The 13,157-nt window shown below is 73.6% G+C and carries 8 protein-coding genes; 5 read left to right on the forward strand and 3 right to left on the reverse strand.

Features of this window, described 5'->3' with window-relative positions; translation table 11 throughout:
* Window positions 1-154 precede the first annotated feature (154 nt).
* Window positions 155-1,141 (reverse strand): malate dehydrogenase, encoded by a 987-nt coding sequence (locus tag ACERUN_RS15730; protein ID WP_370290977.1) that lies wholly within the window; start codon window positions 1,139-1,141, stop codon window positions 155-157.
* 184 nt (window positions 1,142-1,325) lie between these two features.
* A complete protein-coding gene (locus tag ACERUN_RS15735; protein WP_370290978.1) occupies window positions 1,326-2,498 on the reverse strand; it encodes an MIP/aquaporin family protein in 1,173 nt (390 codons plus the stop codon).
* A gap of 253 nt (window positions 2,499-2,751) precedes the next feature.
* On the opposite strand from ACERUN_RS15735, the gene ACERUN_RS15740 reads away from it, so the two are divergent.
* Complete coding sequence (locus tag ACERUN_RS15740; RefSeq protein WP_370290979.1) at window positions 2,752-4,938, forward strand: NADP-dependent isocitrate dehydrogenase; 2,187 nt, start codon at window positions 2,752-2,754, stop codon at window positions 4,936-4,938.
* A gap of 148 nt (window positions 4,939-5,086) precedes the next feature.
* The gene (locus ACERUN_RS15745) at window positions 5,087-8,704 is read left to right on the forward strand and encodes an ATP-binding cassette domain-containing protein (RefSeq protein WP_370290980.1); all 3,618 of its coding nucleotides are present in this window, start codon (window positions 5,087-5,089) and stop codon (window positions 8,702-8,704) included.
* Between the two features lie 47 nt (window positions 8,705-8,751).
* Here the strand turns inward: ACERUN_RS15745 and ACERUN_RS15750 are convergent, their stop codons facing one another.
* Entirely contained in the window at window positions 8,752-9,357 is a 606-nt protein-coding gene (locus ACERUN_RS15750) for a TetR/AcrR family transcriptional regulator (protein WP_370290981.1), read from the reverse strand.
* Between the two features lie 145 nt (window positions 9,358-9,502).
* On the opposite strand from ACERUN_RS15750, the gene ACERUN_RS15755 reads away from it, so the two are divergent.
* The 3 genes from ACERUN_RS15755 (at window position 9,503) to ACERUN_RS15765 (ending at window position 13,061) form a co-directional block, all read left to right on the forward strand.
* Window positions 9,503-10,843: a cytochrome P450 gene (locus ACERUN_RS15755; RefSeq protein WP_370290982.1), complete on the forward strand. Its 1,341-nt coding sequence runs from the start codon at window positions 9,503-9,505 to the stop codon at window positions 10,841-10,843.
* Between the two features lie 48 nt (window positions 10,844-10,891).
* Window positions 10,892-11,725: an SDR family oxidoreductase gene (locus tag ACERUN_RS15760; RefSeq protein ID WP_370290983.1), complete on the forward strand. Its 834-nt coding sequence runs from the start codon at window positions 10,892-10,894 to the stop codon at window positions 11,723-11,725.
* A gap of 154 nt (window positions 11,726-11,879) precedes the next feature.
* A complete protein-coding gene (locus ACERUN_RS15765) occupies window positions 11,880-13,061 on the forward strand; it encodes an MFS transporter (RefSeq protein ID WP_370290984.1) in 1,182 nt (393 codons plus the stop codon).
* The last annotated feature ends 96 nt before the right edge of the window (window positions 13,062-13,157 follow it).

Below are 13,157 nucleotides of genomic sequence, written 5' to 3' on the forward strand. Positions count from 1 at the left end.
CCCCCCCCCCCCCCAACCCTCGCCCGGCCCGGCCCGGCCCGCCCCGCCAGCCCCGCCCGCCCGACCCCGCGGACGACGACGGGGCCGGCGCCATGCGGCGCCGGCCCCGTCGCGGGGTGCTCTCAGCCGAGGCGGCTGAGCGGTGTGGGCGGGCTCAGATGAGGCCCAGCTCGGTGACGGCGTTCTTCTCGTCGGCCAGCTCGGCCACCGAGGCGTCGATGCGCCCGCGGGAGAAGTCGTCGATCTCGAGGCCCTGCACGATGCTCCACTCGCCGTTCGAGGTGGTGACGGGGAAGGAGGAGACGAGACCCTCGGGCACGCCGTAGGAGCCGTCGGAGACCACGGCCATCGAGACCCAGTCGCCCTCGGGGGAGCCGTTCAGCCAGTCGCGGGCGGCGTCGCAGGTGGCGGAGGCGGCCGAGGCGGCCGAGGAGGCGCCGCGGGCGTCGATGATGGCCGCGCCGCGCTTGGCGACGGTGGGGATGAAGTAGTCCTCGACCCAGGCCTGGTCGCCGACGACCTCGGCGGCGTTGCGCCCGCCGATCTCGGCGTGGAACAGGTCGGGGTACTGGGTGGCGGAGTGGTTGCCCCAGATGGTGACCTTCTTGATGTCGGTCACCGCCGCGCCGGTCTTGGTGGCCAGCTGCGAGATCGCCCGGTTGTGGTCGAGGCGGGTGAGCGCCGAGAAGCGCTCCTTGGGGATGTCAGGGGCGTTGCTCGCGGCGATGAGCGCGTTGGTGTTCGCCGGGTTGCCGGTGACGCCGATGCGCACGTCGTCCGCGGCGACCTTGTTGAGGGCCTTGCCCTGCGCGGTGAAGATCGCGCCGTTGGCCGAGAGCAGGTCGCCGCGCTCCATGCCCGGGCCGCGGGGGCGCGCGCCCACCAGGAGCGCGAGGTTGACGCCGTCGAAGATCTTCTCGGGGTCGGAGCCGATCTGCACGCCGGCCAGGCCCGGGAACGCGCAGTCGTCGAGCTCCATGACGACGCCCTCGAGGGCCTTGAGCGCGGGCTCGATCTCGAGCAGGCGCAGCTCGATCGGACGGTCGACGCCGAGGGCGCCGCTCGCGAGACGGAACAGCAGGCTGTAGCCGATCTGGCCGGCGGCGCCGGTCACGGCCACCTTGAGCGGGGTGGTGCTCACTGGTCACTCCTGAAGTGGTAGGCGGGGACGCTGGCGACGCTAGCAGCGCCGGAGCCCCCGGCGGCACCCGGGCGGGAGCCACGAGACGAGCCGCGGCGGGTGCCCTGCGGACCGGTGCCGGTCCGCAGCGCACCCGCCGCGGTGGGGATCGATGAGCGTGCGGCCGGGCGGGCCCGGCCGCGGCTCACTGGGGCGGGCGGATCTGGGTGCGGTCGCTGCCCGGGTCGCTCCACCCCGTGGACGACGGCGGGGTCGCCTGCTGCTGAGCGGGGATCCACTGCTGGGCGGCGGGGTCCCACTGCCAGCCGTCCTGGATGATCGGCTGCTGCTCGGCGGGCTGGGCGCCCTGGACGCCCTGGACGCCCTGGGCGCTCTGGTCGGTCGGCAGCGCCTGGGTGGTGGCGGCATCGCCCGCGTAGGAGCCCGCGCCGTAGCCCTGCTGGACGGGCTGCTGGGCGCCCGGCTGCTGGTCGTAGCCGGTGACGCCGCCGGGCACTGCGCCGGGCACGCCGCCCTGGGGCCACTGCTGGCCCTGGTTCCACTGCTGGGTGAAGCCGGGGGACGACGACCCGCCGCTGCCGAGGCTCAGGCCCGAGCCGGGCACCGGCTCGGCGCCGCGGCCGAAGATCGCCGGGTAGGCCAGGCCGGCGAGGGCGCCGCCGATCGTGGGGGCGAAGAGGAAGGGCCACAGCTGCAGGAGCCAGTCGCCGCCGCTGAGCAGCGCGGGGCCGAAGGAGCGCGCGGGGTTGACCGAGGTGCCCGTGAGCGGCACGAGGAAGAAGTGGATGATCGCGAGCGTCAGGCCGATCGCCAGGGGGGCGAGCACGGCCACGGCGCGGTTGCGCTCGTCGGTGACGGCGAGGATCACGAGCACGAACAGGAAGGTCATCACGAGCTCGGCGAAGAAGGCCGCGCCGACCGCGTAGTCGTAGTTGCCGGCGCTGAACCCGTTGGTGCCGAGCGGGGTGGCGGAGTCGAAGGGCTCGTAGCCGTTGATGCCGAGAGCCAGCAGCAGGAGCACGAACGCGCCGACGATGCCGCCGACGAACTGGGCGGCGACGTAGAGCCCGGTCTCGCGCCAGGAGATCCGCCCGCTGATCGCCGCGCCCACCGAGACGGCCGGGTTGAAGTGACCGCCCGAGATGCGGCCGAACGCGTAGGCCATCAAGGTGACGGTGAGGCCGAAGGCCAGGCCCGTCGGAAGCACCGCGCCCTGGTTGACCACGGCCACGCCGCAGCCGAGCAGGACGAGGACGGCGGTGCCGAGGAACTCGGCGAGCAGCTTCTGGACGAGGGTCGGGGGAGCGGGGTCGGCGTCCGTTGCGGGCGCCGCAGGCTCGTGCGGGTCGTGGCTCATGTCGTGCACCTTCTCCTCGGGTCGTGCGACGGAAACCCTCCGGCGTCTGTTTCGCACCCTAGCCCCGGGCCCCGCGTCGTCCCCGCGGTCGAGGGTGGACGTCGGGTGGTCCCTCGCCGAGCGCTCCCGGGCGCGGTCTGGACCCCCGGCGCCGCTGGTGCGAGGGTGGGCCGGGCCGCGGGTTCCCCGCGCGCCGCCGCGTCAGATATCTTGATGTCAAGCAATCTCTACGTCGTAGGAGTGACGGCCGAGCATGAGCATCATCTACACCCACACCGACGAGGCGCCGCTGCTGGCGACGTACTCCTTCCTCCCGGTCGTCGAGGCCTACGCCGCCAAGGCAGGCGTCGCCTTCGAGACCCGCGACATCTCCGTCGCCGCGCGCATCCTCGCCCAGTTCGGTCTCGCGGACGACGCCCTCACCGAGCTCGGCGAGCTGGCGAAGACCCCCGAGGCCAACATCATCAAGCTGCCCAACATCTCCGCCTCGATCCCGCAGCTGAAGGCCGCGGTCAAGGAGCTGCAGGCGCAGGGCTTCGACATCCCCGACTACCCCGAGGCGCCCTCGACGCCCGAGGAGCAGGAGATCCGCGCGAAGTACGACAAGGTCAAGGGCTCCGCGGTCAACCCCGTGCTGCGCGAGGGCAACTCCGACCGCCGCGCGCCCGCCTCGGTCAAGAACTACGCGAAGACCCACCCGCACCGCAACAAGCCCTTCGCCGAGGGCTCCAAGACCGACATCGCCACCATGGGCGAGCACGACTTCGCGGCCAACGAGAAGTCGGTGACCCTGGCCGCCGACGACACGCTGTCGATCGTGCTGGAGAAGGCCGACGGCGAGAAGGTCGTGCTCAAGGAGGGCCTGAAGGTCCTCGCGGGCGAGATCGTGGACGCCACGAAGATGGAGGTCGCGCACCTGCACGGCTTCCTGCGCAACGCGATCGCGAAGGCCGCCGCCGACGACGTGCTCTTCTCCGTGCACCTCAAGGCCACGATGATGAAGGTCTCCGACCCGATCATCTTCGGCCACGTGGTGAAGGCCTACTTCGCCGACGTGTTCGAGAAGTACGGCGACGACCTCGCCGCCGCCGGCCTGTCGGCCAACGACGGCCTCGGCGCGATCCTCGCCGGACTCGACGCGCTGCCGAACGGCGCCGAGATCAAGGCCGCCTTCGAGGCCGGCCTCGCTGCCGGCCCGCGCCTGTCGTACGTGAACTCCGACAAGGGCATCACCAACCTGCACGTGCCGAGCGACGTCATCATCGACGCCTCCATCCCGGCCCTGGTGCGCAACGGCGGTCGCCTCTGGGGCGCCGACGGCGGCGAGGACGACACCCTCGCGGTCATCCCGGACTCCTCCTACGCCGGCGTCTACAAGGCCGTCTTCGACGACGTGAAGGCGAACGGCCCGCTCGACCCCGCCACGATCGGCACCGTGCCCAACGTCGGCCTCATGGCCCAGGCGGCCGAGGAGTACGGCTCGCACGACAAGACCTTCGAGATCCCGGCCGCCGGCACCGTGCGCGTGCTGGGCGCCGACGGCACCGTGCTGCTCGAGCACGACGTCGAGGCCGGCGACATCTGGCGCGCCTGCCAGACCAAGGACGTGCCGGTGCGCGACTGGGTGAAGCTGGCCGTCGACCGTGCCCGGGCGTCGTCCACCCCGGCGATCTTCTGGCTCAACGAGGCGCGTGCCCACGACGCCGAGCTCATCAAGAAGGTGAACGCCTACCTGCCCGAGCACGACACCGACGGGCTCGAGATCCAGATCCTCGCGCCGTCGCTCGCCACCGCCTACTCGCTCGAGCGCATGCGCCGCGGCGAGGACACCATCTCGGTCACCGGCAACGTGCTCCGCGACTACAACACCGACCTGTTCCCGATCCTCGAGCTCGGCACGTCGGCCAAGATGCTCTCGGTCGTGCCGCTCATCGCGGGCGGCGGTCTGTTCGAGACCGGCGCCGGCGGCTCGGCGCCCAAGCACGTGCAGCAGCTGGTCGAGGAGAACTACCTGCGCTGGGACAGCCTCGGCGAGTTCTTCGCCCTCGTGCCCTCGCTCGAGAAGTACGCCGAGCAGGCCGGTGCCCCGGCCGCGAAGGTGCTCGCCGACGCCCTCGACCGCGCCACCGGCACCTTCCTCAACGAGGACCGCTCGCCCGGCCGCAAGCTCGGCACCACCGACAACCGCGGCTCGCACTTCTACCTCGCCCTCTACTGGGCCGAGGAGCTCGCGGCCCAGACCGAGGACGCCGCCCTGGCCGAGGTCTTCGCCCCGCTCGCGGCCACGCTGCGGGAGAACGAGGAGACGATCGCGGGCGAGCTGATCGCCGTGCAGGGCAACCCGGCCGACATCGGCGGCTACTACCGCCCCGACGCCGACAAGGCGTCGGCGGTCATGCGCCCGAGCGCGACCTTCAACGAGGCGCTCGCCGCCTTCTGAGCCTGGTCCGTCGTCACCGCAGCAGCGCCCCGGGGCACCCGCCCCGGGGCGCTGTCGCGTCCTGGCCCGGTAAACCTGCCGCCTGCTGCGCCGGTGACCGCAGATATTGATGCGACGAGTGTCGGGGGCGGGAATTACGGTGGTCGCGATGTCGACGACGACCGCCCCCACCGTGGCCTCCGCCCTGCCGCCCGCACCCGACGATCCGCGCCGCCAGGTCGACTGGCGACGCCTGGCCTCGCGCAGCGCAGGGTGGGCGCTGGTGTGCTCGGCGATCGCCGCCGTCGGCACCGGACTGGGCACCGTGGCCGCGGGTCGCCTGGCGCAGGATCCGCGGGTCTCCCTCGTCGTCGCGCTGGCGGTATGCGTGGTCGGCGCGGCGCTGATCGACACCGTCGGCAAGGTGGCCTGGGTCGCCAACTCCGACCGCGCCGAGGGCCGTCTGCGCGACGACCTGCTGGACGCCGCCCTCGCCCAGCCGCTCGCCACGCTCGGCGAGCAGGCGGTCGGTGAGATCCTCGACCGCGTCGACGACGACACCCACGAGGTTGGCAACCTGGTGCGCTGGCAGGTGTGGATGGCCGCACGCACCGTGTTCGCCTCGGTGGTGCTCTGGGTCGTCGCGGGCCTGACGTGGTGGCCCGCGTGGCTGCTCTTCCCGCTCCTCGCCGGCCTTGCGATCGCCTCGGTGCGGGGGTTGCTCGGCGAGATCGCCCGACGCAAGGTCATCGAGGAGATGGCCTGGACCGACCACGCGGCCGCCCTCGAGGAGGGCATCGCCGGGCGCGACGACCTGCGCACCAGCCTGGGCCAGGCCCACGTCGTCCAGCGGGTGGCGAGGCTTTCCGCGCAGGTCCACGCGCGCTTCCGCGACGTGGTGCTCGTCGAGAGCCGGCTGGTGCGCCGCGCCGGCGTGCTCCTCCACGCGCTGCTCGTGGGCGTGGCGGTGGCGGGCGTCGTCCTCGCCTCGGGCGGGTCGCTGTCGACGGCGCGCCTGGTCACGCTCTTCCTCGTCACCTCCACCTTCGTGGGCCAGGTGGCGATGCTCACCAACCACCTGCCCGACATCCAGGCCGGCCTCGGGGCCGTCATCCGGCTGCGGCAGCTGCTGGCCGTCGTCCCCGAGCCGGTGGGCGGGCGCCCCGTGCCCTCGGCCCGGGCGCTCGAGCTGTCGGTGCGCGACCTCGACTTCGCCTACACCCCCGATCGCCTCGTGCTGAGCGGGGTCGACCTCCACGTGCCGGCGGGTCAGACGATCGCCCTGGTCGGTCGGTCCGGATCGGGCAAGTCGACGCTGGCCTCCTTGCTCTCGCGCGCGGTCGAGCCGCCGCCCGGCACGGTGCTGCTCGGCGGCGCCGACGTCACCGAGCTCGACCTCCAGCAGCTGCGGGCGGTGGTCGGCGTGGTCACCCAGCGCACCGAGATCCTCGCCGGCACGCTGGCCGAGAACATCACCCTGTTCGGCGACGAGCCCCGCGCCCGGGTCGAGCGGGCGGTCGAGGAGCTCGGCCTCGCCGACTGGGTCGGCGGCCTGCCCCAGGGTCTCGACACCCTGCTCGGCCCTGGCGGCACGCGCCTCTCGGCCGGCGAGGAGCAGCTCGTGGCCTTCGCCCGGCTGCTCGTGCGCGACGTGCGGGTCGTCGTCCTGGACGAGGCCACGGCGCGGATGGACCCCCACACCGAGCGCAGGGTGGTGGCCGCGGCCGATCGCCTGCTCACGGGGCGCACCGGCGTGTTGATCGCCCATCGCCTCACCACCATCGAGCGCGCGCCGCTGGTGGCCGTGCTCGACCACGGGCGGGTGGTGCAGCAGGGCACCCGCGCCGAGCTCGCCCTCGTGCCCGGGCCCTTCCGCGACCTTCTGCGCGACAGCCGCGCCCACGCCGTGGACGACGCCCGCCCCGACGCCCGCCCCGACGCCCGGCTCGCGGCCGGTGACGACGCCGCGCCCGACCTCGACGTCCACCTCGACGCCGACGCCGACGCCGACGCCGACGAGCGACCCGAGGCCCGCGCGGACGCGCGCTCGGTGGGTGGTCGCCGCCGCACGGGACCACCGCCCGATCTGCCGGAAGTCGGCACCGGCCCGACGCTGGGCCGCGGCATCTGGCACGCCCTGCGGGTGCGTCCGGGCTGGGGTCTGGCGGGCGCGCTGGGCTTCCTGCTCGCCTCGCTGGCGGGCGCGCAGGGTGCGGTCACGGGTCTGCTGTGGGGCCACGTGGTCGAGCAGGTCCGCGACGCCGGGGATCGTCCCTGGCTGCTGATGGCGGGTCTCACCGTCTCGCTGCTGGCCGCTCCCGTGCTGCTGGCCGATGCCTTCTGGCGCTACCCGCGGTGGTGGGTCGAGGTGCTCCTGCGCACACGTCTGTCGGTGCTGAGCGGGCAGACCGCCCAGCGACGACTCCCGCGCACGCCGGCGGGGGAGGTGGTCGCGCGCTCGATGGACGCCGACCGCTACGCCCGCTACGCCGACCGCTGGGTCGATGCGGTCAACGGTCTCGCGATCGCCGCGACCACCGCGGTGCTGGCCCGCTCGTGGTTGGCCGGGCTCGTGCTCCTCACCGTGCTCGTGGTCTCGGCGCTGGCCTCGGCCCTCGGGCGCCCGATCGCCGGGCGCAGCGCAGCGGCGGCCTCAGCCGCTCGAGCCCGCTTCGGGCGCGCGGTCGTCTCGGCGCTGGAGTGCGCGCGCACGGTCAAGCTGGCCGCAGCCACCGCCGACGTGCGCGCGCACCTGCGCGCCGTGGACGCCGGCCGCGTGGGCGCCGCCGTGCGCGAGCACCGCGTGCAGGCCGCGCTCGACGGCGTCCCCGTGGTGATGGTGCAGATCGGTGTCGTGGCCGCCTGGGGCGGCTACCTGGCCGGCGGCTGGGGCCTGGGCACCACGCTGCTCGTGGCCAACGCGGTGTCGGGCTTCGACTGGTTCGGCCGGGTCGCCGGCATGGTGGTCACCGAGGCCCCCGGCACGCGGGCGTGGCAGCGCGAGACCAGTCGCTTCGCCGGCGGGGTCGACCTCATGGACCTCCCGGCCGGCGTCGACCTGCTCGACGGCAGCGCTCCCGAGCCGGACGCCCCCGCGCGGGTGCCCCTGCGCGCCCTGGAGCTGCGCGACTTCGCCGCGATCCACGACGACGGCACGATCGGCGTCCACGGGGTCGACCTGACGGTGCGCAGCGGCGAGCTCGTGCTGCTCGTGGGCCAGGTGGGTGCGGGCAAGTCCAGCCTGCTCTCGGCCCTCGCGGGGCTCATCGAGCACCGGGGTGCGCTGTGCTGGAACGGCGAGGAGGTGCGCGACCCGCAGCTCTTCCTGCGCCCGGGCCAGGTGGCGCACGTCGCGCAGGTACCGCGTGTGCTGTCGGGCTCGTTCGTCGACAACGTCCGGTTGGGCCACGACCGCGGCTTCGACGGTCCTGTGGCGACGGCGCGGCTGGAGTCCGACGTTCGCGAGGCCGGTGGACGCGACGCGCTCGTGGGTCACCGCGGCGTGCGGCTCTCGGGCGGTCAGGTGCAGCGCCTGGCGCTGGCGCGGGCCCTGGCCACCGACGCCGAGGTGCTGCTCGCCGACGACGTCTCGAGCGCTCTCGACGCCACCACCGAGATCGAGCTGTGGTCGGCGTTGCGGGCGCGGGGAGCCACCGTGCTCGGTGCCACCTCGAAGCGTGCCGCGCTGGCACTCGCCGATCGCGTGGTGGTGCTCGTCGACGGCGAGGTGGCGGCCGCCGGCTCGTGGGCCGACCTCGAGGCCGGCTGGGGGCACCTGGCGGGCTGATCGCCTCGTCCGTGCGGCGGCCTCCGCGCCCGGGCTCCGCTCCCGCCTCAGCCGTACAGGCCGAGGTAGGAGCGGGCCACGGTGTCGACGATCTCGTCGGCGGTGGCCTCGATCGCGCCCTCGAGCACGGCGGTGATCAGCTCGGCCACGCCTCCGATGAACAGCAGTCCCGCGAGGTCGTCCTCGCGCTCGCGGCGGCGCAGGCCCAGCTCGTGGGCCTCGCTGGTGGACAGTCGCGCGAAGTGACGCAGCAGCTCGGTGCGCCGCGCGCGCAGCGGCGCGATGGCGCCGGCCTCGATGATCGCCACGCGACCCTTGCGGGGGTCGACCTCGAGCAGGTCGAGGAAGGCGCGCACCGAGGCGTGGATGCGCGCTGCCGGGTCGGCGCCGGCGGCCTCGGCGGCCCGCAGCGTGGTCTGCTCGATCTCGGCGGCGACCTCCGCGAGCACGGCGCTCTGGGCCTCGTCGAGGCCGGTGAAGCTCTCGTAGAAGTAGCGCTCGGAGAGGCCGGCCGCGCTGCACACGGCCGTCATCGTCGTCCGGGTGTCGGGATCGGCCCAGACGGTGAGGGTCGCCTCGACCAGCCTCTCGCGCCGCTCGGCGCGACGATCGGCGGCGCTCACGCCTCGGTAGGTGCCTGACTGCACGGCCACGCCCCCACCCTGACACGTCCGACGCGCTCGCGCCAAAGGTTGACAGGACGTCCTTCCTGAATCAGTCTGGTGCCTCGCAGGTGCTCCGGGTGCGCCTCGGCGCCCCGTCCCACCTCGCCCACCACCACCGTCGCCGGAGGTCTCGATGCTTGCTCCCACCGAGGTCCGACCGCTGCCCGAGGTGCGCCGCGGCGACCGCGGCGTGCCCGTGCTGGGCAAGGCGTTCGCCTACACCCGCGACCCCCTGGCCTTCATGCAGCACCAGTGGGACACCTACGGGCCCGTGTCGCCGTTCCGCTTCCTCGGGCAGACCTTCGCCATCGCACTCGGCCCCGACGCGGTGGAGGAGGTGATGCGCAACGCCGACAAGGCCTTCGCGAACGGCCCGGCCTGGAGCCCCTTCATCGGCCCGTTCTTCGAGCGCGGCCTCATGCTGCTCGACCTCGAGGAGCACCACCTGCACCGGCGGATCATGCAGGAGGCCTTCACCCGCACGCGGCTGGAGGGCTACGTCGAGCGGATGCACCCGGCCGTGGCTCGCGGCGTCGACGCCTGGCCCGATCGGGCGGGCTTCCGCTCGTACCCCGCGCTGAAGACGATGACCCTCGACATCGCCGCCGACATCTTCATGGGCGGCGCCACCGACACCTCGCGAGCGGAGATGGACCGCGTCAACGCCGCCTTCATCGACTGCGTGCAGGCCGCCGGTGGCCTGGTGCGCGTCGACGTGCCGTTCACCCGGTGGGGCCGCGCCCACCGAGGACGACGCGTGCTCGAGGAGTTCCTGCGCCACTACCTGCCCGCCAAGCGCGCCGAGCGCACCGGCGACCTGTTCTCGGTGCTGTGCCACATCGAGACCGACGACGGGCGCCGCTTCGGCGACGACGACGTCGTCAATCACATGATCTTCTTGATGATGGCCGCGCACGACACCTCGACGATCACCACCTCGACGATCCTGCAGTACCTCGGCCAGCACCCCGCCTGGCAGGAGCGGTGCCGCGAGGAGTCGCTCGCGCTCGGCGACGCGCCCTCCCTGGGTGAGCTCGAGCAGCTCACCAGCCTCGACCTGGTCATCAAGGAGGCGCTGCGCCTGCGCGCGCCCGTGCCGCTCTTCGCGCGCCGCACCCTGCGCGACACCGTGCTGCAGGGGGTGCGCATCCCGGCCGACACCCACGTGTCGGTCGGCGTGCAGTTCAACCACCTGATGCCGCAGCTGTGGAGCGACCCGCACCGCTTCGACCCCGATCGCTTCGGCGCCGAGCGCCGCGAGGACCGCGCCCACCGCTACGCGTGGGCGCCCTTCGGCGGGGGAGTGCACAAGTGCATCGGACTCCACTTCGCCGGAGCGGAGATCAAGGCGATCGTCCACCGCCTCCTGCGCACGCGCCGCTGGAGCGTCGACCCCGCCTACGTCGCCCCGCTCGACAACCACTCGCTGCCCTTCCCGAAGGACGGCCAGCCCATCGACCTGCGCCGGCTCTGACGTCGGCTCCGCGAACCCCGCAGCACCACTTTCGAGAAGAGGAATCCCATGAGCCGCAGCATCGCCGGCCTGTCCGTCATCGTCACCGGGGGCGCCCGCGGCATCGGCCGCGCCACGGTCGACCGCTTCGTGCGCGCCGGCGCCCGGGTCGCGATCGGCGACCTCGACCTCGCGGTGGCCCAGCAGGCCGTCGACGCCCACGGCGACAAGGTCGTGGCGGCGCGCCTCGACGTCACCGACGCCGCCTCGTGGGCGAGCTTCCTGGACGAGGTCGCGCACCTCGGGCCGTTCGACGTGCTGATCAACAACGCCGGGATCATGCCGATCGGCTCCATCCTCAAGGAGACCGACGAGACGACGAAGCTGATCATGGACGTCAACGTCCACGGCGTCATCAACGGCACCAAGGCGCTCGCGCCCGGCATGGTCGAGCGCGGCCGCGGCCACATCGTCAACGTCGCCTCGGCCGTCGGCCGCGTGGCCGTGCCCTACGGCGCCACCTACTCGGCGTCGAAGTTCGCGGTCGTGGGCTTTAGCGAGGCGCTGCGCCAGGAGCTCGAGCCCGAGGGCATCGACGTCACCGTCGTGCTGCCCACCGTCGTGCAGACCGAGCTCGCCGCCGGCGTGCCGGCCGCCCGCGGCATCAAGCCGGTCACCGCCGAGCAGGTGGCCGAGGTCATCGAGTCGGCTGTGCGCGAGCCGAAGGCCGAGCTGTGGGTGCCGCGCTGGACGCAGGGCCTGACGAAGCCCACGCTCGCGATGCCCCGCGTCGTCCAGACGGTGATGACGCGGCTCACCGCGGCCGACCACGTCTTCAAGGACGCCGACAGCGCCGCCCGCGCAGGCTACGAGGACCGCGCCCGCCGCACCGGCGCGGAGTGAGCGCCTCCACCGCCACCCGCCCGGTCGCGGAGGGAATAGGGGGCGGTGGTCGCCCGTTGCGGCCTCAGTGACCTCGGCGCCCGCGACCTCGACCTCCTCGTCCACCCCGACGACTCCCACGAACGCCGCTGCCCCGACGGAGCACGGGTCCTCGATGCCACCCGCCCGCCGCCCCGCGCTGGCGATCCTGGCGCTGGCGGTGGGCGGGTTCACCATCGGCACCACCGAGTTCATGACGATGGGCGTGCTGCCCGAGATCGCCGACGGCGTCGACGTCTCCGTGCCGACGGCCGGGCACGTCATCTCCGCCTACGCGCTCGGCGTCGTGGTGGGCGTGCCGATCCTGGCGTTCTTCGGTGCCGCGCTCCCGCGGCGCGCCGCCCTGGTGGGCCTGATGGGCGCCTACGCCGTCTTCAACCTGCTGAGTGCGATCGCGCCCGGCTACCACGTGCTCGCCGGGGCGCGCTTCCTCGACGGCCTGCCCCACGGCGCCTACTTCGGCATCGCCAGCCTGGTGGCGGCCGGCCTCGTCGCGCCCGCGCGCCGCGGTCGAGCCGTGGCCAGCGTCATGCTGGGCCTCTCGGTGGCCAACGTCGTGGGCGTCCCGCTCGCCACGGTCATCGGCCAGAACATCGGCTGGCGCGCCTGCTACCTGCTCGGCGCCGTGCTCGCCGTGGCCACCGTCGCGCTCGTGCTCGCCTGGGTGCCCTCCACCCCCGGCGACCCCGAGGCCAGTGGACGACGCGAGGCCCGCGCCTTCTTCGGCAACCTGCAGGTGTGGCTCACCCTGGGCGTCGGCGCCGTGGGCTTCGGCGGCATGTTCGCGGTCTACTCCTACATCGCGAAGACGGTGACCGTGGTGGGCGGCCTCGAGCGGGGCGTCGTCCCCGTGTTCGTGCTGGCGCTCGGCCTCGGCATGGTCGTGGGCACCTGGATCGCCGGCGAGCTCGCCGCGTGGTCGGTGTTCCGCAGCCTGCTCGGCGCCGGGGTCGTCGGCATCGCGCTGATGCTGCTCTACTTCGCGGCCGCCCCCCACGGCTGGGTGCTGCTGCCGGTGGCCTTCGCGGTCACCGCCGTGGGCTCGGTGCTCGTGGTCAACCTGCAGCTGCGCCTGATGGACGTCGCCGGCGACGCGGTGACCCTCGGCGCGGCGATGAACCACGCCGCCCTCAACATCGCCAACGCGCTCGGCGCGTGGCTCGGCGGGCTTGTCATCGCTGCCGGCTACGGCTACCGCGCACCGGCGCTGGTGGGGGCAGTGCTGGCGGTCGTCGGCGTGGCGATCCTGCTGGTCTCGGCCGTCGTCCACCGCCGCACCGCCGCGTCGGCCGCCTGAACTCACTCCATCGACCGCGCAGAGCAGCCACCTCGGCGCACCAGAGTTGCCACGTCGGCGCACCAGGAGTGCCGGTTCGGCGCTGGGCGGGGAGCC

This window comes from Nocardioides sp. (assembly GCF_964229035.1).
In the GTDB taxonomy this organism is placed as follows: domain Bacteria; phylum Actinomycetota; class Actinomycetes; order Propionibacteriales; family Nocardioidaceae; genus Nocardioides.